Origin of the sequence: Shewanella putrefaciens (assembly GCF_016406305.1) — a bacterium.
In the GTDB taxonomy this organism is placed as follows: Bacteria; Pseudomonadota; Gammaproteobacteria; order Enterobacterales; family Shewanellaceae; genus Shewanella; species Shewanella putrefaciens_C.
In genome coordinates this window covers 942,598-967,584 of record NZ_CP066369.1, presented here as the reverse complement: position 1 = coordinate 967,584, position 24,987 = coordinate 942,598, and the positions used below count along the sequence as shown (strand labels likewise).

Here is a 24,987-nt window from a genome sequence, read left to right as displayed (position 1 = left end):
CGGTTATGCGTCTATTTACAGTAAAACTACTCCTTGGAGCACTGGTACTTATCTGTATCACTCTCAGTGCCAATGCCAATGCACAAAAAGTGCTACTCGATGAACATTGGAATGTCGTCAAAGATAAAAAACAGGCTAAGTACTATCTAAAACAATCGACCGAAGTGATCGACGGAAATTATAAAGCTGAGATTTATTACAAAGACAAAGATATGCTTTTCTGCGCCAGTGCCCTCGCCGATAACAATATCGGTAAAACACTCGCGAGCGAACAATTCCGCGGTGCTTATCAATGCTACTTTGAGGATGGCAAGCCCTACGAACAAGGCTTTCGCGACGAGCAAGGTCAACTTCATGGCCTGCTCAAAAAATATATCGCCACGGGTCAATTGTATGTTGAATCGCACTATGAAAATGGTGTTAAACAAGGCCTTGAAACGGGTTATTGGGAAGGTGGGAAGATCCGGTACAAAACGACCTATAAAGATGGCAAAGAGGTCGGTATAAGCGAGCTTTTTGATAGCGAGGGCAAGCTTAGGGGCAAGGTCTGTAATAGTGGTACTTGTGTTACCCAGTACTATGACAATGGCAACTTACACGTCGAAATCCCTATGGTGGATGGGCTTACACATGGCAACGAGACCAATTGGGGCTTTGGTAAAATCATTTCGACCCAAGCTTATGTCAAAGGTAAGAAACACGGGGATTACTTCGAATATTTCGACGATGGCAAGGTAAAGCGCCACTACCGCTACCACAATGATTATAAAGTCGGTGAACAACTGGATTACTTTAATAATGGCCAAGTAGCCCAAAAGGAAATCATAGAGGCGCCATGGAATGTGAAGTTATCGATTAAATACAATGAAAAGGGCGAAATGCTCAGTTCAATCGAAGAAAAACACCAAGACAACAACTGGGTTTACCGTAAGCATCAACGCTTTAATGACGGTCAACTTACCTCTAACACAGAGGAGGACAAGCTTAAAAAATGGGTCCTCAACGAAACATTTGAGCAAGGTGAGTTAATCAGCCGCAGCGAGCATATCGATAACCAATTGACGGGGTTATATCTGCAAACCCTAAACCGAAGTCAAACTGTAAAAGTGATTACCCGGGAATATTTTAAAGAGGGCAAGCGCGAAGGCCCCTACGAAATGCTGAAAATTAACCATGAGACAGGGGAACAGTGGGTGGCCGAGCGCGGCCAATATGCCAACGACAAGCCCGTTGGCGCTTGGAAGAAACAACAAGAAGATGCCACCCTCACCTTTAGCTATGATGCCCAAGGCGAGCTCGATGGTGAGTTCCGTAATGAGACAAGTTCTGGGCAATTGCTTGAATTAATCAACTTTAACCATGGCAAACCCGAAGGATTAGTACAACGCTACGCCACGAACGGCCAATTGTATGAAAAGGGCGAATACCGCAATGGGCAGCAGGATGGCGACTGGGTGTACACCCATGGTGAGTTCGGTTTCAACCCAAGGCCAAATCCTGAGAGACACTATTGGTACGGCCGCTTCGACCAAGGTAAACAAGTCGGCCACTGGGAACTGCGTAATACCGAAGACTATGTGCTTGAAATAGCGAATTATGACGAGCAAGGCAGGTTTCATGGTAAACAATACGAGTTTAGGGATAATGGCTGGATAGAAGTGATCAATAGCTACAATCATGGCGAGTTTTTAAATCAAGAAATACCGCTGCCGGTGATAACCTCGGACCATGTTTTCCCTATTTTTTAGCCTAAGCATGTAAACTTCAGCGCTGTGCACTACCTAGAGTGCACAGCCAATCGATATCCCCAGCAGGAGTCCTGTATTGGCGCCGACTTAGCGGCCTTAAGCAGGCAAAATCAGCATATTCAATAAGCTACAATTTAGTTCCAATGGCGGCAAATGCACTAAAGGCAAAGGTATTCATGCCAAAATGGACTTCTGAATAAAAAAGCGATCAAGTTCAAACTTCTGCTTCTAACCCCAAATCTAAAAGAAGTTTCATGCAAAGTGTGCCATAACCAATGTCTATACTAGCGGCCCTTTTTCGATTTGGACAAATAGCCTATGAAGACATTTATCAAAGATGAGCTTGCCCTGCTACTGGGAATACTCACCTTAGTATTCTTTAAGACGGGTGGCGAAAGCTTACTTGCCGATGGCACTGCCCTCTCAACCTATATTCCAGTATCACTCGCCCTGTTAGGCGTAGTGACTTGGGCAATATTCTCAGTGGTGCGCCACTCGGACGCGCTCGCCATTAAACTGGGCGATCCCTATGGCACCTTAATCTTGACCCTGTCGGTGATTTCACTCGAAGTGGTGATGATTTCCTCTGTTATGTTAACGGGTGAGCCTAACCCTGTGATGGCCCGTGATACCATGTTCGCCGTTGTCATGTTAATTATCAATGGATTAGTCGGATTCACCCTATTGCTTGGCGGCTGGCGTTATCACACTCAACACTTTAATTTAGATGGGGTCAAATCCTACCTAGTGGCGATCATTCCCCTTGCCCTGCTCTGTTTAATACTACCCAATTTTACCGAAGGCGGTACTATCGGCGGCATGTCTAAGCCCATGTCTTGGATGCTGATCATTATTTCGATTCTGCTTTATGGCATCTTTTTAGTGATCCAGACCAAGAGCCATAGCCACTTCTTCGTCGATGCAGACCATGAGGATCACGAGGAACACCACGGTATATTGCGCAGTAATGCCTATCACACCATATTGCTGATAGGTTACTTACTGATAGTGATTCTGCTAGCAAAAACCTTAGCTATGCCAATCAATTACAGCGTGGCGGCCCTAGGTGCACCCCAAGCATTGGGCGGTTTTATTGTGGCCTGTTTGATTTTGTCACCCGAAGCCGTTGGCGGCTTTAAAGCCGCGCTGAATAACCAACTGCAACGGGCAATGAACCTCTATTTTGGCTCAGTGCTCGCCACCATTGCCCTCACAGTTCCGGCGGTGTTGATTGTAGGTAGCGTGATAAATCAAGAGGTTCATTTAGGCCTAGCGCCTGCGGATATGGTACTACTTGTGACAAGTTTGATGGTTTGCAAGGTGAGTTTTAGCAGCGGTCGAACCAATGCATTACATGGCGCGACCCATATAGTACTGTTTATTGTGTACTTATTCTTAATGTTCGAACATGCCTAACTGGCAGTAAGCAAACGTAAAAAGACCGAGTCGCAATGCTACTCGGTCTTTTATCTGTCTTGTACGCACTAAGTTGTAAACCTTAAGGTTGGCTCACTTTAGCCAATTGCTGCTGACTACGCTGCTTTTTATATTGTTTAGCTTCCGCAGGGATAGGCGTCACTTTGCCCGTTTCTAACCAATGGCGCAAACGGTTAGCATCGGCGACATGGGTGTATTTGCCATAGGCATCGAGCACCACAAAAGCAACCTGACGCTTTGCCATTTCGGTGCGCATCACAAGGCAATGTCCAGCCGCATTGGTAAAACCGGTTTTAGTCAGATGAATGTCCCAGTTATCTTTGTAAACCAAACGGTTAGTATTGCGAAAATCTAAACTGTATTTTGGTTTAGCGAAGGTGACGGTTTTCTTTTCAGTCGAACTGAGCTGACCTAACATAGGATAGCCTTGGCTGGCTTTAAGCAACACCACTAAATCCTTGGCACTGGAAACGTTCTTTTCAGACAATCCTGTGGGCTCAACATAGCGGGTATTTTTCATCCCTAAGGCTTTGGCTTTAGCATTCATCGCCTTGATAAAGGCCTTATGTCCACCGGGATAATGGTGGGCAAGACTGGCGGCTGCGCGGTTTTCAGATGACATTAATGTCAGTAATAACATTTCTTTACGGCTAATCACACTGCCGATACGCACCCGCGAGTAAACGCCGCGCATTTCTTTAGTGTCATTAATATTGATGGCCAGTTTTTCATCCATAGGCAATTTAGCATCTAGGGTTACCATGGCGGTCATCAGTTTAGTCACTGAAGCTATCGGTCTTACCGCATCGGGATTACTGGAATAGAGCACTTCATTGGTTTTAAGATCGACCACCAGTGCACTATTGGCGGCCACTTCCTGTTTAGCAGGGGCCTTTTTAGCGGCGCTGGTTTTAGTGGCGGTGCTTTTTGTAGTGACAGAGGCCGAATCGGCAGAATGCGCTGTCGCGGCAACAGTGAAACTGCTGCATACCAAGATAAAACTACCAAGCAGAGAAGGGATCTTCATGTAGAGTTCACTGAGTCGTTAATAAGTCAAATGTGCTACGGCACAGGGTTGAGGTTAAGTATAAGAGGTCTATGGTGAAAGGCATAGAACACAACTCGACTTTTATCAGTAATATCAGCATTTTTCGCCAACTACTTCACAAAAAAGTAACAGTTTAAATAGTTGAACTAAGCGAATAACCAAGCATCTAGATGTAGACTTTTTACTTACCTAAGCAACTAACACTGCAAAAATGATTTTTAGCAGTAGAAAACTTCAATCAAAAGGCTTGATGGCCTTTTTAATTCAAAGATGAAGCGATTCTTCCTATAGGCATTTACCTCGCTGTAATCAGTAAACTGAGTGGATTCTTCCAAAACAAAAAACCAGCCATTTGGCTGGTTTTTTACTTAAAGGCTAAGGTCAAGTTAGCCCTTAAATGGGCTCGGCAAGCTTAGGCCTGAGGGCGCATCGCTGGGAACAGGATCACATCACGGATAGTGTGAGTGTTAGTGAATAGCATCACTAAACGGTCAATACCGATACCTTGGCCCGCTGTTGGCGGTAAACCGTGTTCCAGTGCAGTAATATAGTCCGCATCGTAGAACATGGCTTCGTCGTCACCCGCATCTTTAGCATCAACCTGCGCCTTAAAGCGGCTATCTTGATCTTCAGCATCGTTTAATTCGCTGAAACCGTTAGCCACTTCACGGCCACCGATAAAGAATTCAAAACGGTCGGTGATGAAGTGGTTGTCATCGTTACGACGTGCCAGTGGTGAAATGTCCGCTGGGTAGCCAGTGATGAAAGTCGGTTGCATTAACTGCCATTCAGCGGTTTCACCGAAGATTTCTTCTAATAGCTGACCACAGGTCCAGAACTTCTCGATCTTGATGCCAAGGCTAGCTGCCAATTCACGCATGAATTCAAGATCTTTCACTTGCTCGTAGGTCATGGCTTGGATAGTCGCGTTGTCAGGATTGTACTTCTGAATCGCTTCTAACATGCTCAGACGCGCATAGGGGCCACCGAAATCAACAGTGTGCTCGCCGTATGGCATTTGCGCACTACCTAATAACTCAATGGCGATAGAGCTTAACAATTCTTCGGTTAAGTCCATCAGATCTTTGTAGTCAGCGTAGGCCATATAGAATTCCATCATAGTGAATTCTGGGTTATGGCGTGGCGACAGGCCTTCGTTACGGAAGTTACGGTTGATTTCAAACACACGCTCAAAACCACCGACCACTAAACGCTTCAGATATAACTCTGGCGCGATACGCAGGTACATTGGCATGTCCAGCGCATTGTGGTGGGTGATAAATGGACGGGCAGAAGCGCCGCCTGGGATCACGTGCATCATTGGGGTTTCAACTTCCATGAACTCTTTTTTGATCATAAAGTTACGGATAGCGGCAACCACTTTTGAGCGCATTACGAAGGCCTGACGAGACTCTTCGTTAACGATCAAGTCAACATAACGTTGGCGATAACGGGTTTCTTGGTCGGTTAAGCCGTGGAATTTTTCAGGCAGCGGACGCAGTGCTTTGGTCAGCAGTTGGTATTCTTCCATGTTGACGTACAGATCGCCTTTACCAGACAAGTGCAACTGACCAGTCACGCCTATGATGTCACCGATATCCAGACCTTGGTAACGATCCTTCAGCTCTGCTTGTACGCCCTTTTCAGCGTAGGCTTGGATGCGACCTGAAACGTCTTGGATCACTAGGAATGGGCCACGTTTTGCCATGATACGGCCAGCGATGCTGGTTTTAAAACCTAAAGCTTCGAGTTCTTCCTTAGTGTTTTGGCCGTATTTTTCCTGCAGCTCGGCCGCCTTATGGGTACGGCGGAAGGTATTAGGGTGAGCATTAGCGCTACAATTTGGGCGGATGCTTTCTAGCTTGGCACGACGCTCGGCGATCAGTTTGTTTTCATCTTGTACTTGTTCAGTCATCTTATTTCTCGTCTATACCTTTGAATTGATTACAGCCCTGATTTCAAACTGGCTTCGATAAATCGGTCCAGATCGCCATCGAGTACCGCTTGGGTATTGCGCGTCTCCACGCTAGTACGTAAGTCTTTAATACGGGAATCGTCTAATACATAGGAGCGAATTTGACTGCCCCAGCCGATGTCAGATTTAGCATCTTCGGCCGCTTGCTTTTCAGCATTTTGCTTATGCATTTCGAGTTCGAACAATTTGGCTTTTAACTGCTTCATCGCCGAATCTTTATTCTTGTGCTGTGAACGGTCGTTCTGGCACTGCACCACGGTATTAGTCGGTAAGTGGGTAATACGTACCGCAGATTCGGTTCGGTTAACGTGCTGACCACCGGCACCCGAGGCGCGGTAAACGTCGATACGTAAGTCAGCAGGATTGATATCTATGGTGATATCGTCATCAATCTCAGGGTATACGAATACCGAGCAGAATGACGTATGGCGGCGACCCGATGAATCGAACGGCGATTTACGCACTAAACGGTGCACGCCGGTTTCGGTGCGTAACCAACCGAAGGCATATTCACCGGTAAATTTAATGGTCGCGCCTTTAATACCGGCCACATCACCGTCGGTCACTTCCATCAGCTCAGGGCTAAAACCGTGGGCATCGCCCCAACGCAGGTACATACGCAGTACCATGTTGGCCCAATCTTGGGCTTCGGTGCCACCACTGCCAGACTGAATGTCTAAGTAACAGTTTGAGGCGTCCTGTGGACCGGAGAACATACGGCGAAATTCGAGTTCGGCCAAACGACTTTCTAAATAATCCAGCTCTTTGGAGGTTTCATTGAAGGTATCTTCGTCATCTTCTTCAACGGCCAGCTCGAGCAGCCCTTCGACATCCTCAAGACCTGTGTCCATATCGTCGATAGTTTTCACTACGGCTTCGAGGTTTGCACGCTCTTTACCTAAGGCTTGGGCACGTTCTGGGTCGTTCCACACATCGGAACTTTCAAGCTCACGAGTGACTTCTTCTAGACGCTCATGTTTAGCATCGTAGTCAAAGATACCCCCTAAGAAGCTGCGTACGCTCGGCAAGCTCCTTAATTTTGAATTTTACTGGATTAACTTCAAACATGAATTTTCAACTTTCTTTATTTGGCCGCTTTAATTGGTCATCCATTAAAGGAGGCGGTGATTAACAGTATGCAACCGCGGATTTTAACCTAACAATGCCTGTAAACCTAGGCCACAGCGTTTATTAAATGGGATTTAACCGATTATTTTCCAACCATAATAGCCACAGCCCTCGGGGGGAGACTAACAAAGATCCTTTAGCGAATACCGTGATCTTAAGTGAATTTAGCCGAACAATTTTGAGAACACGCCTAAAAATGGGTTAACTATCAATAACAATCCCCATTAGGCGCCCGATATATGCCAAATAAGTCACAGAAATCGAGTAACAAAACCCCGCCAGAGCACAGTCTCAAATGAGTTTGTGATACAAGCTGCAATTCAGTATCAAACTTCCCCCGCCCATAAGCGTCTTCTAAAACAGTCTGGGTATACTCGAAGCGACCTAAGCCTGCGGCCCAGCGCCATTGCAGCAAGTACCCTACAAATATAAAAGGCCATGGGATGATAGAACTTCAAATTGATGATCAACGAGTCGTGTCGACCAAGCCAACCGACACACTACTAGAGGTGGCGCGGGCGGCGGGTATTGCTATCCCCAGTTTATGCGAACAAAGCCCAGCCTCAAGGCAACTCGCCCTTGAGCCACATTCGGATAAACAAGCCTGTAATTTGTGCCTGGTCCAAATTGAAAATGCCGATGCCAGCCTGCGCTGTGTTCGCGCCTGTGAAACCCAAGCCGAGACGGGGATGCGGGTCATTACCCAATCGGAATTTCTCAGTAAAAAACGCCAACAGGCCCTGTCTAAGATCCTAAGCGATCATTTTGCCGACTGTGAGGCGCCCTGCCAGCAAGCCTGTCCCGCTGGGGTCGATGTGCAAAGCTATCTTCACCATATTGCCCAAGGCAACCACAGCGAAGCGGTTAAAGTCATTAAACAAACCCTGCCGCTGCCGCTATCGATTGGCCGTGTGTGTCCCGCCTTTTGCGAGACCGAATGTCGCCGCGGACTCGTCGATGAGCCCATTGCCATTCGCCAGCTTAAGCGCCACGCCGCGGATCTGGATTTAGCCGAGGGAGAAAATGGCGGCATGAGTTATATGCCTCCGCGCCTTGCCGATACAGGTAAAAAAGTGGCCATTATCGGCGCAGGTCCTGCGGGGTTAAGTACGGGATATTACTTATCAAACCAAGGCCATAGTGTGGAGATTTTTGAAGCTATGCCACAGGCTGGCGGCTGGTTACGCTATGGTATTCCCGAATATCGTTTACCTAAGGCGATTCTCGATAAAGAAATTGAGCTGCTGTGTCGTAATGGTTTAACTATTCATACCCAGATGCGCCTTGGCCATGAAATCCAGTTAACTCAATTAGTGGACAATTTTGATGCCGTTTGTCTCGCCATTGGCGCCCAAAAGGCCGTGCCTATGGATTACCCCGGCAGCACACTCGACGGCTGCTACCTTGGGGTGGATTTCCTCAAAGATCATTGCCTAGATAAAAAACTCAAACTCGGCAAGAAAGTCGCCGTGATTGGCGGCGGTAACACTGCCATAGATTGTGCCAGAACCGCGGTGCGTGAAGGGGCTGATGTCACCTTAATCTACCGCCGCACCCGCGCCGAAATGCCCGCCGAAGCCTACGAAGTACACGAGGCCGAAGTTGAAGGAGTGAAGTTCCACTTTTTAACTAATCCGGTTGAAAACCACAGCGATGCCAACGGCAGAGTCCAGTCGGTCACCTTCAGCAAAATGGCCCTCGGCGAAGCCGATGCCTCGGGCAGACGTGCGCCAGTGGATACCGGCGAAACCTTTACGCAAGCCTTTGATACTGTGATCGCCGCGGTATCACAGGCCCCAGATATGGGCTTTTTGCAAGATCCCCAAAGCCAACTCAGCCAAGGCACACTCGCCCTCAGTCGCTGGAATACCTTTATTGGCTGCGAACATACTATGTCATCAGGTGTTGAAAAACTCTTTGTGATTGGAGACGCCAGACGCGGCCCCGCCACCGCCGTTGCCGCCATTGGCGATGGACACAAGGCGGCACAGGCCATAGATAAAATGTTAACTATTGGCTTAAGTTGCAAGCTACATGCTAAGGAATTTAATTCGACTAAGGGGCTGAGCCGCACCACTGACCCCGAAGTGCCAACCGAGCTTTATCGCCACATTGCCCCTAAACCTCGGTTGAAAATGCCCGAATTAACCGCGGTGCAAAGGCTACTTAACTACGGTGAAGTCGAATTAGGCTTTGCCCCCGATGCCGCCATGCAAGAGGCGGCACGCTGCCTCGAGTGCGCCTGCCAAGCCAATACCGCTTGCCAACTGCGGGATTATGCGACCGAGTACCATGTTGAAGCTAAAACCCTCAACACCGAAGGGGCTCGCCACTTTAGCGTGGACAAGTCGAGCCCTTTCATTCAATTTGATGCCAGCCGTTGTATCAGCTGTGGCAAATGCGTTGATGTGTGCCAGCAGCAAAGTGGCCACTGCGCCATTCAATTTGACCATGACTCTTACCAAGCCATACCGCGGGAGTTAGCCGCAACGCCAGAACGCACGGCCCCAAGGGTCGGCTTTAGCGCCTCGATGGCCGACAGCCAATGCGTGCAATGCGGCAACTGTGTGCAGGTTTGTCCAACGGGCGCCCTAGTGGATGCGCGGGACAAACGCCAAGGAGACACGACAGCCCTTAAAACCGCATCGACGATTTGCACTTACTGCGGCGTGGGATGCCGACTCGATCTTAAAATCGATGAAAAATCTAATCGTATCCGCCATATCGAAGGCAATAAGGACTCGGTCGTAAACCAAGGCATGTTATGTGTTAAGGGCCGTTTTGGTTTCGATTTTATTCACAGCGAAAAACGCCTAACAACGCCACTTATTCGTAAAAATGGCGAGCTACAGCCTTGCAGTTGGCCCGAAGCCATTGCCTATGTGGCGAAACGCTTAAGTGAGATAAAACAGCAAGATGGCAGTAATGCAATCGCCAGTCTAGCCTCGGCGAAAGCCACCAATGAAGATAACTTTGTACTGCAGAAGTTTATCCGTAGCATCCTTGGCACCAACAATATCGACCACTGTGCCCGCCTGTGCCATTCCTCCACAGTCACGGGGTTGCAGCAGAGCATTGGTAGCGGCGCTATGACCAATGATATTCCCAGCATTCAAGACTCTGAGGTGATTTTTATCCTAGGGTCGGACACAAGCAGTGCCCACCCTATTATCGCCTCAAAAATCAAACAAGCCGTCAGCTTACAGGGTGCACGGCTGATCGTTGCCGATCCCAAACGGGTCGCCATTGCCGATAGCGCAGAGCTTTATGTTGCCCACAGACCCGGCACGGATGTGATGCTGCTCAACGCCATTATGGCGGAAATTATCCGTAACGATTGGCAGAATAAAGCCTATATTGCCGAGCGCACCGAAGGCGTCGAGGCGCTCTATGCTGAGCTTGCCAAGGAGGATTATCGCCTAGAAAGTGCCGCCCTTATCACTGGGGTTAAGGCCGAGGATATTGCATGCATCGCGCGAACCATAGGCACAGCGCAAAAAACGGCGGTTTACTACGCCATGGGCATCACCCAACACACCACGGGGCATGACAACGTCACCGCCATCGCGAACCTGCAACTGCTGTGCGGCAATATAGGTGTGCCGGGGGCCGGGATCAATCCACTGCGCGGCCAGAGTAATGTGCAGGGCGCCTGCGATATGGGGGCGCTGCCCAACTATTTTACTGGCTATCAAAAAGTCACCGATATTCACGCCAGAATGCGTTTCGAGGCCCACTGGCAAACGCCGCTATCGGGGGAGATAGGCGTCACGGCAACCCATATGATGCATGAGATTTCTAAAGGGAAAATCAAGGCTTTGTATGTGATGGGCGAAAATCCCGTGTTGAGCGACCCCGATCAGGCCCATGTGCTAAGGGCGCTTAACCAGATCGACTTTCTCGTGGTGCAGGATATCTTCTTAACCGAAACCGCCGAGCTTGCCGATGTGGTCTTGCCCGCCGCCGCCTTTGTCGAAAAGCGCGGCCACTTTACCAATACCGAACGGCGCGTACAGCGACTCGAACAAGCACTACAACCACCCGGCGAAGCGCTGGCCGATTGGCAAATCATTCAAGCCATTGCCAATGCCATGGGCGCCAACTGGGATTACAAAGATGAAGAAGCCATTTGGCAGGAAATCAATCTATTAACTCCACAGTATCGGGGCATTAGTTGGCAAAGATTAAGCGCGGATGCTAAAGGCCATCTTCCCCAAGGCATTCAATGGCCATGCCCAGATGAAAATCATCCGGGCACACCTATTATGCATCAAAGTCAATTTACCCGTGGTTTAGGGCTATTCACCCCTGTGGGTTATCGCATGCCCGCTGAAATGCCCTGCGGTGATTATCCACTCACCCTCTCGACCGGGCGTTTGCTGGAGCAGTTCCATACGGGTACGTTAACCCGTAAAACACCCGGGCTTGACCTGCTTGGCTCACCTAAGGTGATGATTTCAGTCTATGATGCCGAGCAGCTTGGGATTAATAATGGCGATAAAATCAAGCTCAGTACCCGCCGCGGTGAGATAGAGATTGATGCATTTGTGACTAAACGCGCCCAAGTGGGGGTGCTGTTCCTCCCCTTCCATTTTGTGGAGGCAGCGGCCAATAAGCTCACCATCAACGCCCTCGATCCCGTGGCCTATATTCCCGAATATAAGGTATGTGCGGTCAAAGCCGAGAAGGTGGCAAATCGCGGCGGCTAAACGAGGTTTAAGCGGTGCAATAAAAAACGGGAGATATGTCATCTCCCGTTTTTTTATGTTTATAGACTCAACTGAGGAGTTAAATCTTAAACTGACCGACTAACTTGCCAAGATTCGTCCCTTCCTGGGAAACGGTTTGGCTGACTCTTGCCGCATCTTCGCTGGAATGGAGCAGCTCATTCACAATCTCTTGGATGGCGTACACATTGCGGTTAATTTCTTCAGTTACTGAGCTTTGCTCGGTTGCCGCCGTGGCAATTTGGGTACTCATATCATTAATCGCCGTTACCGCCGAAGTGACTGAACCTAAGCTTTCGGAAATCGCGCGGGAAGACTCCACCGAGCGCACACAGCTCTGTTGGCTCTCCTCCATGGTTTTAACCGCCTGCGATACCAACTTATGCAGTGCCGATAACATCTCGTTGATCTCTAAGGTACTTGCTTGGGTGCGGCTGGCTAAGTTACGCACCTCATCGGCGACCACGGCAAACCCTCGGCCCTGTTCACCGGCCCTCGCGGCTTCAATCGCCGCATTTAAGGCTAATAGATTTGTCTGCTCTGCAATCCCGCCAATTACTGAAAGTACGCTGTTAATCTTCTGGGATTGCTCGCTTAGGGACTGAATACTGCCCGCGGCATGGTTGATTTGCTCCATCAGGGCGGCAATTTCTTCCAGTGACGCGTCGACACAGCGCTGGGCATTGGCCACATCACCGGTTGCAGCATGAGTCGCCTCTGCCACTTGGGTCGTATTTTGCGCCACCTCACTCGCGGTGGATGACATTTCGGTAATAGCAGTCACTACTTGATCGGTTTCATTGTTGTGGCTCAGGAGTTGGCTCGACATCACTTTCGTCTGATCGTGGATCGCATTGGCCGCAGCTTTCACCCTATCGGTCGCACCAGCCACATCGCCAATAATGGTCTGTAGCTTGTCCACAAATAAGTTAAAGGACAGACCTAATTGGGCAATTTCATCTTCACCCTTCACTGTGAGCCGCTTAGTTAAATCCCCTTCCCCCTTAGCGATATCATTGAGGTTGTCGGCCATATTTTTAATAGGCACTACCATACGGTGGGCTGCGACCATGATAATAAACGCAGTCACAGCGGCCAATAACAGTGCGATCAAGAGGATCCCAAAGGATTTATCGACCATTTGCTCAGTAACAGTTTGGCGGTAATCCTCAACCACAGCCTCGATATCGTCGATATAGGCCCCAGTACCTAACATCCAGTCGGTACCGGGTACCATGATCACATAACTGAGCTTCTCAATTTGTTCATTTGTATTGGGTTTTTGATAATAATAGGAAAAGTGACCATCACCACGTTTAGCCGCATCGAGTAAACCGACGATGATTTTAGTGCCGCGGGGATCGGTCATATCGATTTTATTTTGCCCTTCCAAATTGGGCATAAGGGCATGGAAAATGTTCTTCCCTTGGGAGTCATACATAAAGAAATAACCCGCACTACCAAAACGAATATCCCGCAGCGCTTGGTTTACATTGCCCTGTTCTTTTAAAGACAATTGGTATTGCACTATGCCAGCGGCAATCTCGGTTGCTTCTTTAATTTGTTGTTTACGCTCCCCAACCAGTTTGGTTTTGAAGGTAGTAACCTCATCGTTAAGGGCTTCTTTTTCAACATAATAAGAAACCGACATCAACACAAACAAGGCCAAAATCAGAGGGAAAAGCGATAACAATAGTAATTTATTACGCAGGCTAAAATTCGACATGCTTGCTAACTCCAGGGTAGTGTCACTTTTTTTTAGTATGGTTGGAGTATAGCCAAAATAGTGCAAATTCTTAGCGCTGTAGATAACAAATCCCAAGATTAATTGTAAAAATTACCTTTTAACGAATTGACTTAGCAAATCGACTGAATGAATCGATTTAGCAAATCGACTTAGCTTAGTAACGTCGAACCAATACCAAAGAGACTGAAAGCCAAGACCAAGATAAGCATTGGGGGCTTAAAAAGTTTCAATGCGCCAAAACCTAGCAGCACTAAGGCCATATCTTGAGCCGAAAACACCGCTTGATTAAACACAGGTTGATAGAGCGCGGCGAGCAACAAACCGACGACGCTGGCATTGATCCCGGCAAGTGCCCCCGCGATCTTAGGTCTAGCCGCGATCGCATGCCAGCTTTTTAAGCCTACTAACATCAGTAAAAACCCCGGTAAAAAAATCGCCGCCGTCGCAATACAAGCGCCGATAAAGGGATTTTCTAGCATCATTTCCGCCCCCAGAAAGGTGGCAAAGGTGAACATAGGGCCAGGCACAGCTTGGGCAAAAGCATAACCCGTTAAAAAACGATCGCTCCCCAAGGTATCGCCAACGGCGGTTTCCAATAGGGGCAACACCACATGTCCCCCACCAAAGACCAGACTCCCTACCCGATAAAACTCAGCGAAAATGCCACCCATTGAACCTAAGTTCACCATAAAGAAACTGGCAACGAATAGGCCCAAAAAGAGTAATAAACAGAAGTAATTTAAGCGAATAGGTTCAGCCGTATCCGTGTCAGCAGTGGCACTAAGAAAACGCACACCGATGAGGGCCGCGACGATTAACAGAATGATTTGCACCCATAAAAAGGGCACCATTAAGATGATTGCCGCACTAGCTAACATCAGCATACGCGCACTATGGCGCTGACAAAATTGCTTAAACATGGCCAGCACGGCATCGGCGACCACCACCACGGCCAGTAGCTTTAATCCATGCACTATCCCTTGCATATACTCATTGGCGAGCCACGCTGCGGTCGTCACCGCCAGCAAATACATCAGGATAAAAGAAGGCAAGGTAAAACCGATAAAGGCGGCAATGGCCCCCAAGATCCCGCCTCGATGGTAACCAATGGCAAAACCCACTTGGCTCGACCCAGGACCGGGCATAAATTGGCTTAAGGCGACAAAGCTGGCATAGCGTTTATCATCTAACCAACCGAGCTCATTAACGAAAGTCTGGCGAAAATACCCTATATGGGCCGCAGGGCCGCCAAAACTCATCAGGCCAAGAGTCAAAAAACGCAGGAATATCTGTAACATATGCTTTGCCTTGCGGGACATAAAGTAGGCAAGATTATGCCACTAAAATGAAAGTTTAATGAATGCTAAATCCTGCTAATCCCTTTATAGAATGGATATTGCCCCAATGAAAAAGCCGGCAAATCCCTTTGCCGGCATCCTAAATTCAGGATCAATATCAATTGACTAGGAAGTTAACACCATGATTAGTGAGTTTTTCTTCTAATCATAGCCCCCAATGCGAGCAGCATGGCTAAGCCACCTAAGGCGCCGCCGCTGTCCTTATTCGTCTCCTCTGGCGGTGGTGTTACAACCGGTGGCTGCGGTTCAACACCGTCTGATTCAACATTCAACATAAAGCGAGTTGAGGCCGCATCCGCCGGATTTTCAACATCGCTCACTGTCAATGTCACTTCTACCGCACCGTGGAAATCGGCCTTAGGGGTAATAGTGACGGTTGAACCTGAAGTATGGCCATTGACGACGGCAGTGATATTTTCACCGGTTACACTGATAGTGTTCACGCTGTTTTCTTCATCTGCGTAGTAAACGACTAAGTCTTCGAGGCGGGTATTTTCGGCAATCCTCTGATCGGCAATCTTACCCAGACTAATGTTTGAAGGCACTGTGATGGTATGGTTCATCTCAATATCGGCCATACCTTCTATGCTACTCATGGCCTTAAACTCTAAGGTTTTACCCGTCGCGCTGGCTTCAACCTGTGTCCAAGCTGTCACTTCAAACTGCGAAGACTCAGGGCCGACATAGTCATAACAAATGACCAGACCACTGCTAAGTTTGTCCTTTAAATCATCGAAGCCATAACTTTCAGCGAGATAACCTTGAATAGGACCAAAACCAGACACTTGACCTTTAAAGCCCTGCAGACCGATAGCGCCACGCCCATCCTGTGAACCAAAGTCGATATTATCGTAGACCATGTACATCTCATGCTCGTTATCACCAAAACGGGTGTTCACGTTGAAGATCAACTCAAAATCGAAGCGATCATCCTTTTCCTCCCATTGGTAGACACGGTTAGCATCACGTCCTAGGTAACCATAGGAACGGGCGTTATCGTACTCAACTATTCCCCATCCGGAATTCGTACTCGCCAGAGAGATACCCGATGGATCTAAATAATCGGAATCGAGCGGTACACTCATAAAGTCTCGGCTACCCGTGAAGGATGCCCCGCGCCATAACATGCCAATAGATTCGTAAGGGAAGCCATTGTAAGGAAAGCCTAAATGGAATGGGAAGAAAAACGGTTGCTCCCAAAGGGTGATAATACCGTTCCCCCTCAACTCCAACGCATTTTGGCGATTTGTATTAAGTTCCTCGCTATTGTTATAGAGGTGGAAGCTATCGTAGGCACCGTTGAACATAGAAGAAATGGGCACGACTATACCTTGGCGAGTGAGGATATCGTTATCACTGCCATCTATCGCTATACCATTTTCATCGTATTCAACGGATGCAAAGCCACCAAACAGAGGACTAATGTCAAATTCCTTTAGATCCACATAAGCACCTGGATTGGTGTTACCAAAATTAGGAGTACGACATTGGGCATCGCTGATATTCGTTGTGACCTTATAGTCAGGCGTTAACGAACCTGTATCAGGCTGAGTCCCGGATATTGTCAGCGTATTCCCCTCGATCTTGATGCTACTGACGATGCTCTGGCTAGAGGTCAGTACATCTTCTTCCTTCAACTTCAATCCCTCTGGGATCTGTGCCGATAGGGTAAACTGACGATCGACGCCACTTTGGTTGGGTAACACTTCAAAGGTAAAGGGGATTTTATCTCCTTTGACCGCCGCAGTTTGCGGTACATCTAGGGATACATCGTCATTACCACGCACTAGCTTTAAGGCCACCTTGCCGATATTGCCAGCATTCGCTTCAGAGGTACCAAAATCCATTGAAGAGTAATAAATATCCCCCTTCACCATGTCAGGACGGTTCCAACTCAATGTGACGTCCACAGGTTTATCGCCATCGGTACTCGGCACTGCCACCTGAAAATCGCTCGCCACTGTGTCTGTTACCACTGCGGTCGCATATTCGAAGGTTTCGTTGACGACGCCCAAGGATGACCAGTTTCTCGGGTTATAGAATACCGCCCAGTAAGTTCCTTGTTCAGGGTTGTTGATATTACAGAAGTTACCGAGCAGGACATGACTCGACAGACACAATATCTCTTCATCTATATCCGGTTTACCATTGCCATTGTAATCCTTACCGACATAAACCAGCGGATTCCCCTTATCTAAAGTGCCATCTAGCGGAGATTCTGTTACACCAAATGATTCAACAATCAAACGCTTAGAATTAGCAGGCACCTCTATAGTGATACTATGGGTCGCTTCATCTAATCGCTTTTCCGGCGAAACGTTCGGATCGATATTACTCGCCCAAGGGTAGTAGTTATCATCATCGCTTGGAAGCGTGAAGGTTTTAACGTCGGCCTTAACGGGTTCAAAGACTCGACCAACTGGCGTTTCAGTGGCCGGTATTGCGATGCCTTTAAAGACATAATTACCTTCATTCCTGTGGGCTGTCGCCTGCAGACGTCCGGGCATATTGTTCATATCGTACTTAAAGACAATCGGCCAATGTGCTTCTGGACTCACTCCTGTTGTTTCGGTTAACACAAGATTGGAATGCAACTCAACTTCGGCATTACTAAACCAATCTTGAGTATCCATGATGGATGCCTCAATCATCAGTGTTTGGGTTTCGCCCGCCGCTAAGGTGAATTCCTCAGGGGTTACCTTGATAGTCACCCCATTCTGAGCGGCCTGACTACGCATATCCAGTGCCCAGTTAACCACATCATCATGGCTAACCTTCCATGAACCCGCTTTAGTGGCTTTAACGGTACGCACCCACTGACATGTCGGTTTGCAGCTAAAGTTAACTAATTGCGGAATATTCAGCTTATGCACGGCGCCGCCGTTTTTCGGATCGGCGGCTTTAAAGTTGGCGGCAGTTTCATCCATAATGAGGCCCGCTTTTACCGCATTGGCCACATTGATACGGCCAGTACCGGCGCGATAGGTTGAGGCTAAACCCTCTTTACCGTTAGCTTGGTTCAAACGACGATATTTAACGACATTGTCTGCCGTCATTGTCAGCGCAGACTGGATCTCTGCCGCACTCCAATCGGGATGGGCTTGGCGTAACAATGCCATCGATCCTGCCGCATGGGGGGATGCCATTGAAGTACCGCTTAGGAAGGCAAAATCGCCGGAAGCGGGTGCCGAGGAGAATGGATGCTCATCTGAATAAGCGGCATAAATATCGACCCCAGGGGCTGCCACGGCAGGAATAAGCGCTTCGGGCGTCGATGGGCTTGGGCCACGGGACGAAAACGCAGCGAGCCAATCGGCATTTTCTGGGTGTATCTCACGCTCAATGCGCGTATTGCCAATGGTCAGCACATGATTTTTTCCCTTAGCTAACCAATCGCTAAGGCCATAACCTGACATGCCGTTATCGTAGCGACCATCCCATTCTTCCTTAGCGATATGCACACTCGGAATAGAATAAGCCGCAGTACCGACAATGGCATCGCCGTTGGCATAGTTGTACATAATCATGCCATCGCCACCCGCGGCTTTGACATTATCGGCTTTAACCGAACGGGCAATACCGTTGGCATCGCTCAGGCTGTTACGCTTACAAACCACTATCACATCGGTTGGATTGCCATCGGCATCTGTGATGCTATCGAAAATACCCGTGGCAAAAGGCTCTCCGCAATACTCATTGCCGTAGTCAGCCGCCTTAACGACAACCCCAGTGACAGTTTCTTGGTTAATGGCGCCGCCGACAATCTCTGTCCATTTAGGCGCTTCGTTGCCACCGGTTGGCTCGGTCAACTTAGTTTCAACCACAACCTCACGGGCATGGGTTGATGCGGCAACGTTCAGTAGCCAAGGTGACGCATGGTCAATGGCACCAAAATACTCTTCATATCCCCTCGCTTGACCTGAATTCCCCGCGGCAGCTGCAACCGAAATACCAGCCTCACGGGCCGCTAAAAATGCCAGTTCAACATCGTCACTCCAAGGATGGGAATCTTGACCACCAATAGAGAAGTTAATGACATCGACCCCATCACTAATGGCATCTTCTATCCCTGCGATCAGCGCCTCACCCGGACAACCGGGATAAATTTCGTTATCCGGATAACAGACCTGGTAGGAGATGATATTGGCATGGGGGGCAACACCACTGATCTGCGGGAAAAGCCCAGCCTTAACCACTTCACCATCGGCGCTAGCACCCGATTGAGGTACAGAGAAATCAACATTTTTTAATACGTTACCCGCCGCCGTCGAGGCAGTATGAGAACCGTGACCTTGATAATCCTCACCAATTGCAGGACGAGTCGCCCCCAGTTCACCCGAAGTGAAAGTATCAGTGATCACCGGATAGCTGCGAACACCAATCAGCTTGTCATTGCATAGCGTATCGAAGCCTGCCTTAGTACAATCGCCCACATATTTACCGGCGCCCCAGGGATTGGTGTGATCGTAACCGTCACCGCCAATATCCGCAAAGGAGGGATGATCGGTATTCACCCCTGTGTCGACAATCCCCATGATGATGCCTTCACCCTTGTAGGGAACTGATGCTGTGGCTTCTCCTGTCCAGATTTTATCGGCTTGGATAAGCTCAGGGCCCGCATCGGTAAACAACTCATAGGTTTTAGAGCGTTGCACTGAGGCCACATTGCCGAGTTTTGAGACAGCTTCGGCTTGTTCCTGAGTCATCTTAATTGAAAACCCATTGATTGCATTGGTAAATTGGCGACGAAGCTCAGTTAATCCCGTTAGTGCGGTGATAGAATTCAGAACATCATTCTGGCGGTTAAGCAGTTGTCTTTTATAATTATCGACTTGATTTGAAACTGCCTTTCCCGCAACAAAGAGCTTGGCATGCTTAGTCGATGCCTGATGCGTAAATACCCCAGATACGGCCGCATTTGCCAGTGACTTTTCATGCAGTCGAACGATATAAACCTGCTCACCGCTGAGGCCTTCTTCACGGGTAAATTTTGACTCTTGACGGTTAATTTGCACATTGAGGCCATCATCCAGCAGCATACTATTCGATGACTTGGTCGCTTGTTTTAATTTTTTTAGTTGCTCAACTGTTACATTTGGAGCCTGTAACTTATTGATTGGGATTCTAAGTTCAGTGCCCATATCCGTTGCAGCGCTTAAACTACTCGCACCATAGAGTGCAACGGCGATGGCACTCGTGATCAGTCTTATCTTCACAGTCCTTACTCCTTATTATATTTATTGTGGCGGGGTGGAATATTGAATAGATATTCACATCCGCTTTAACATATAAACATTCCATTAACAGGCTCGGACAGTGCTTTGATGTATCATTTTGTACACTTGTTAAGTTTTTACAGACTTTTAACGGGTGATTGGTTTAGATTCAAATAATCCCATTACTTGGATGTATGATGCTTTCCATGAAGTACTTTCTTTGCAGTATTGTTTTCCTTTCCATGCTATTTCCCCCGCTCGCCGTTGCCGAAACTAAACATTCAGAAATGATCACAACAGGCGAATTCCACGCTGCGTTAGCACTAGGTTATGGTGGTTTAGAAAATCCCCGCGCCCACGCAAAATCGATTGAAACCTATGTATTGCCCACTTGGTCTTACTACGGTGAGCGGTTTTATGCAGAAAACTTTACCTTAGGGTACAGCCTGCATGAATCCGATAGTCTGCTGATCGATATACAGACACAGCTCAATGAAGATGGCATTTTCTTCGAGTTCGATGGGCTCAATAGGCTCTTTATGAACGATCTTTTAGGCTTCACGCCCATCAGAAACCCCACTAACGCTAAACAGCCCAAAACCGATGAGATTGAACGCAATATTTCCTACCTTGGTGGGATCAATGCCACCTGGCTAACGCCATTTGCCGACATCAGCTTAGGTTATTTCCATGATATCAGTGGGGTACATCAAGGAAATGAAATCCAGCTACGCCTAAAGCGCAGTTTTGAATACCCATGGGGCGTGTTGGGGTTTCAGGGGGGAACTGTCCGTAAGAGTCAGAATATCCTTAACTACTATTACCAATTAACCCCCGAAGAAAGAGGGCCCATTTATCCCCGCTATTATCCTTCGGCCACGTTTAACTACTATGCCAAAGCCGTGATCAATGTCCCCCTAGGGGAGAATGTCAATTTTGTTGGTATTTTTGAATACACTTGGTTGGGGCAAGGTATAACCGATAGCATTATGATCGACAAAGATGGCTATATCTCTGGATTTGTTGGGATTAGCTATGGCTTTTAGACGTTATTACCGCTGCATTCTGTGGCTCACTTGCTTTAGCCTTATCATTTCAGCCCTGATAAGCCCCTTTGCACAGGCCGATGAACTCACGTTAACCCCAGATACCTGCGCGGTAACGGCAGAAAAACCCGCCTGCCGCTTAGACTTACTCATTGAGTATCAATCCGATACACCAAAATCCCTCTGCATTTGGGTAGCAAAACATCCCATACCACTCACTTGTTTTGAAAACCAGATCCATTTTAAGTACCAAGTACAATTAACCTTAGCCGACGATACCTTATTCGAACTTAGGGACCCAAAAAACAATGTTATTACTTCGGGCCTAGTGAAAGTGGCAAAATTTGAACCCGCTAATACGAGAAGGCGTCGAGGACTTAACTGGAACTTACTATGACAGGCACGCGGATGACAGATTCTCAGTCCCAACTTTTGCTTATCGAAGACGACCTCCCCCTCGCGGAGCTCGTTTGCACTTACCTCGAACAACAGGGATTTCACCTTGTTCACCTCGATAATGCCGAGGATGCTTTGTTACGGCAAGATACTGATGATTTTGACTTAATCCTTTGCGATGTGATGCTACCAGGGCAGGATGGTTTTAGCCTATTCCCACAGCTTGCCGCCAGTTATCCCTGCCCCATTATTTTTCTCACCGCCCTCGATAGTCACTTAGATCAAATTCGAGGCTTAGATTTAGGCGCCTGTGACTATCTGCTTAAACCCGTTGTGCCGCCACTTCTCTTCGCGCGGATCAAAACAAGCCTGAGGAAACAGCAGCCTAAAACAACACGAGACTCACTCAGACTGCACGACCTAGCGTTAAATCCCAATCTGCAACAGGTTAACCTAGGGGATGAAGTGATCTCATTCACTACTAAGGAGTTTTCCCTATTGTGGATATTCGTCCTCTATGCGGGCAAAGTACTCTCACGGGAGTTTTTATTCGAACAGTATGTTGGCCGTGAATATGACGGCTTAGACAGGGCTATAGATCTTAAAATCAGCCGCTTGCGGAAACGTTTAGATGAGCTCAATGTCCCTGGGTTAGCCATTACCACCATCCATGGAAAGGGATATTTATTTAACTATTTACCGCCACAGCGTCGGATGTAACAGCTATGAAATTTCAGTTCTATCGCCTGTTTGCTTTTTTACTGCTGTCCTGCGGATTAGTGATCTGGAGCTTTGGCGAGCTGGCCGAACATTTTGCCGATGACAAATACAGCTATCAAATTGATGTTGATGACCTATTACAAACCTATGATGAACAAAAGCCCACCAATATCAAACGGGTCGCTAGGGATTCACTCTCCCTGCCAGACAACTTGCAAACCTTGCTATTACAGGGAGAAACCCTTGCCCTACGCCACAGTGGTGACGAACTCTATTACTACCACCTAGATAAAGATAAATCCCATATTCTCGTCCTTGGTCCCGTGGTGACACCGCCACCGAAGGAAACAAATACTAGTTTGATTTTACTTGGTTTTTATTCATCATTGAGCCTAGTGGCCCTGTGGTTAATCTGGCCCGTATTTCGGGATCTACACCATTTACAACAAGCCGCCATTCACTTTGGCAAATCGCCACAAAAACTCCCAATGCAGACCCACAGGCACTCGGCGATTTACCCCTTAGCTAAGGTATTTAGCAGTGTCAGCCATCAAATTGTAGATTTTGTCCAAATGCACAAAGAGCTGTCCCGCACTATTTCCCATGAAGTACGCACCCCACTCGCCCGCATGCGCTTTGCACTGGAGATTATTCGTCCGCAAATTGACCCTAATTATGCGCAGCGATTAACTGAGGATATTGATGATATTGAACAGCTTGCAGCAAACTATCTTTCCTTTGCCCGTTTAGAACACAAGGAAGAAGCCCTCAACCAAGACTCACACGCCCTCGATGGGTTTATGGACAAAATGGCACAAAAATATGCGATTTATCAGCCAAAACTCAATATTGTGTTTCATCATCAGGGCCAACAGGCGCACTTCGACCCCGTCACCATGACGATTGCTGTCCAGAATCTGATCCAAAATGCCATGCGTTTTGCGAGCAGCGAAATCCATGTCAGTTTTCAACAGCAGGCGGGACAAAATCGATTCTGTGTCGAAGACGATGGCCCAGGATTTGAGGGCAAAGGCAAAAAATTGATGACCGCCTTCGAACGTGACGCCCAGCAAAGCGATAACAGCGGCTACGGTTTAGGGCTCTATATAGTGAAAAAAATCGCCACTTGGCACTATGGCAAACTTGAGCTTAGCCGCTCGGAGAAACTCGGCGGCGCATCGCTGTGTATTATTTGGGATGACAGCCTAAGCACAAAAACACCTTAAGGTTGTGCCCTCAATCCTTGACTAACATAGCCAAGACCTCGAAATGATCCGTGTGGGGGAATAAATCGAACAGTTGCACTTTGGTTAAGTGATAGCCTTGAATATGCGCGAGATCTTTGGCTAAGGTCTTAGGATTACAGCTGGAATAAAGTATCGCCTTTGGGGCAAACTCGCTTAGGGACTGGCAAAGTGCCTCACCAATGCCACGCCGCGGCGGATTCACTATGATCAAATCCGGCTTGTCGGCGGCGCTTTTGCCCTTGGCAAAGTCGGTGGAATCGAGCGCCATAAAGTGCACGTTCTCGAGCCCCATCATGTGCGCTGACATTTGCGCGCAGGCTATCGCTTCGGCTTCGATTTCAATCCCTGTGAGTTTTATGTCTTTGGATGCGCAGTGCAGTCCGAAACCGCCCACACCACAGAAGAGATCCCATAACGAATGAGGTGAAAACTCGGCCACCCACTCACGGGCGGTTTGATATAACTGCGCCGCTACTTGCGGGTTGGTCTGGAAAAAACTCTTAGGCCGAATAAATAGGGGGACATCGTTAAACAGTTCTTCTAGGCGGGTATTCTCAGTTAAGAAGATCTCTTCATCCCCTTCGAGGATCGCCATATGAACGGGCTGGATATTGACCGATACCACTTTAATCTGTGGAAATTCCAGCAACAATGCGGCCAGCTCACGCTCAATACGGGGGATGGCATCCTGCGATCGCAGCACGAAGCGCAGCAGATATTCGCCACGCACTTGGCTGCGGGTCAATAGGATAAATTTAAGTTCGCCCTTCGCTTTATCCACACGGTAAGGCGGGATCCCAGCCTGCTGTACAAAACGCTCTAGACGGTGAAGTAACGCTTGCATATCAGTGGGATATAGCAGGCAGTCACATAGGCTGACCGCCTCGCCACTCGGGCTGACTATCCCAAGCACTGGGGCGTGGGCCGCCCCTAGGGCCACCATTTTGGCTTTATTACGAAAACCACTGGCATCACCAAAGATGGGGGCTTGAAAAATATCTAAGGGATCGGAAACGAATGGCGCGAGGAGTTGCTGTAATTCTTGGGTTTTAGCCGCCACTTGCTGCGCCATAGGAACTTGAATATGAAGGCAAGATTGGCATTGGCCTACATTAAAATAACTACATTGGCTTTTGGCACTCACTATGGCAGCACTCACGACAATTCCTAGGGATCAGTAAAAAAGCGCCATAC

General features: G+C 48.1%; 14 protein-coding genes. 7 read left to right on the top strand and 7 right to left on the bottom strand.

Features of this window, described 5'->3' with window-relative positions:
* Positions 1-5: 5 nt before the first annotated feature.
* Both JFT56_RS04190 and JFT56_RS04185 read left to right on the top strand, forming a co-directional pair.
* Positions 6-1,748 (top strand): toxin-antitoxin system YwqK family antitoxin, encoded by a 1,743-nt coding sequence (locus JFT56_RS04190; RefSeq protein WP_198782456.1) that lies wholly within the window; start codon positions 6-8, stop codon positions 1,746-1,748.
* Between the two features lie 318 nt (positions 1,749-2,066).
* Complete coding sequence (locus JFT56_RS04185; RefSeq protein WP_198782455.1) at positions 2,067-3,164, top strand: calcium:proton antiporter; 1,098 nt, start codon at positions 2,067-2,069, stop codon at positions 3,162-3,164.
* 82 nt (positions 3,165-3,246) lie between these two features.
* Here the strand turns inward: JFT56_RS04185 and pbpG are convergent, their stop codons facing one another.
* The 3 genes from pbpG to prfB all read right to left on the bottom strand — a co-directional run bounded on the left by pbpG (position 3,247) and on the right by prfB (position 7,276).
* The gene (gene pbpG, locus JFT56_RS04180) at positions 3,247-4,212 is read right to left on the bottom strand and encodes a D-alanyl-D-alanine endopeptidase (RefSeq protein WP_198782454.1); all 966 of its coding nucleotides are present in this window, start codon (positions 4,210-4,212) and stop codon (positions 3,247-3,249) included.
* A 433-nt stretch (positions 4,213-4,645) separates the two neighbouring features.
* Positions 4,646-6,148, bottom strand: coding sequence for a lysine--tRNA ligase (gene lysS, locus JFT56_RS04175; RefSeq protein ID WP_198782453.1), 1,503 nt, complete (start codon positions 6,146-6,148; stop codon positions 4,646-4,648).
* 29 nt (positions 6,149-6,177) lie between these two features.
* Positions 6,178-7,276 (bottom strand): peptide chain release factor 2 gene (gene prfB / locus JFT56_RS04170; protein WP_198782452.1). Its coding sequence is split into 2 segments (ribosomal slippage): positions 6,178-7,200 and positions 7,202-7,276, totalling 1,098 coding nucleotides; the frame shifts between segments, so codons are not numbered across the junction.
* A gap of 503 nt (positions 7,277-7,779) precedes the next feature.
* Between prfB and fdhF the strand changes: the two genes are divergently transcribed.
* Positions 7,780-12,045, top strand: coding sequence for a formate dehydrogenase subunit alpha (fdhF, locus tag JFT56_RS04165; RefSeq protein WP_198782451.1), 4,266 nt, complete (start codon positions 7,780-7,782; stop codon positions 12,043-12,045).
* Positions 12,046-12,124: 79 nt separating this feature from the next.
* On the opposite strand, the gene JFT56_RS04160 is transcribed toward fdhF, so the two are convergent.
* From JFT56_RS04160 to JFT56_RS04150, 3 genes are all read right to left on the bottom strand, one after another.
* Positions 12,125-13,789, bottom strand: a complete 1,665-nt coding sequence (locus tag JFT56_RS04160; RefSeq protein WP_198782450.1) for a methyl-accepting chemotaxis protein — start codon at positions 13,787-13,789, stop codon at positions 12,125-12,127.
* A gap of 170 nt (positions 13,790-13,959) precedes the next feature.
* Positions 13,960-15,108, bottom strand: a complete 1,149-nt coding sequence (gene chrA, locus JFT56_RS04155; protein ID WP_198782449.1) for a chromate efflux transporter — start codon at positions 15,106-15,108, stop codon at positions 13,960-13,962.
* Positions 15,109-15,293: 185 nt separating this feature from the next.
* A complete protein-coding gene (locus JFT56_RS04150) occupies positions 15,294-20,384 on the bottom strand; it encodes a S8 family serine peptidase (protein ID WP_198782448.1) in 5,091 nt (1,696 codons plus the stop codon).
* A gap of 206 nt (positions 20,385-20,590) precedes the next feature.
* Between JFT56_RS04150 and JFT56_RS04145 the strand changes: the two genes are divergently transcribed.
* From JFT56_RS04145 to JFT56_RS04130, 4 genes are read left to right on the top strand one after another with little or no spacing between them, the layout of a single operon-like run.
* Positions 20,591-21,430: a MipA/OmpV family protein gene (locus JFT56_RS04145; protein WP_233095567.1), complete on the top strand. Its 840-nt coding sequence runs from the start codon at positions 20,591-20,593 to the stop codon at positions 21,428-21,430.
* Positions 21,420-21,827, top strand: a complete 408-nt coding sequence (locus JFT56_RS04140; protein ID WP_198782447.1) for a DUF3019 domain-containing protein — start codon at positions 21,420-21,422, stop codon at positions 21,825-21,827. Before JFT56_RS04145 ends, JFT56_RS04140 begins: the two co-directional genes overlap by 11 nt.
* 11 nt (positions 21,828-21,838) lie before the next feature.
* Positions 21,839-22,546, top strand: a complete 708-nt coding sequence (locus JFT56_RS04135; RefSeq protein ID WP_233095566.1) for a response regulator transcription factor — start codon at positions 21,839-21,841, stop codon at positions 22,544-22,546.
* Between the two features lie 5 nt (positions 22,547-22,551).
* The gene (locus tag JFT56_RS04130) at positions 22,552-23,772 is read left to right on the top strand and encodes a sensor histidine kinase (RefSeq protein WP_198782445.1); all 1,221 of its coding nucleotides are present in this window, start codon (positions 22,552-22,554) and stop codon (positions 23,770-23,772) included.
* Between the two features lie 10 nt (positions 23,773-23,782).
* On the opposite strand, the gene rlmC is transcribed toward JFT56_RS04130, so the two are convergent.
* A complete protein-coding gene (rlmC, locus tag JFT56_RS04125) occupies positions 23,783-24,952 on the bottom strand; it encodes a 23S rRNA (uracil(747)-C(5))-methyltransferase RlmC (RefSeq protein ID WP_198782444.1) in 1,170 nt (389 codons plus the stop codon).
* Positions 24,953-24,987 lie beyond the last annotated feature (35 nt).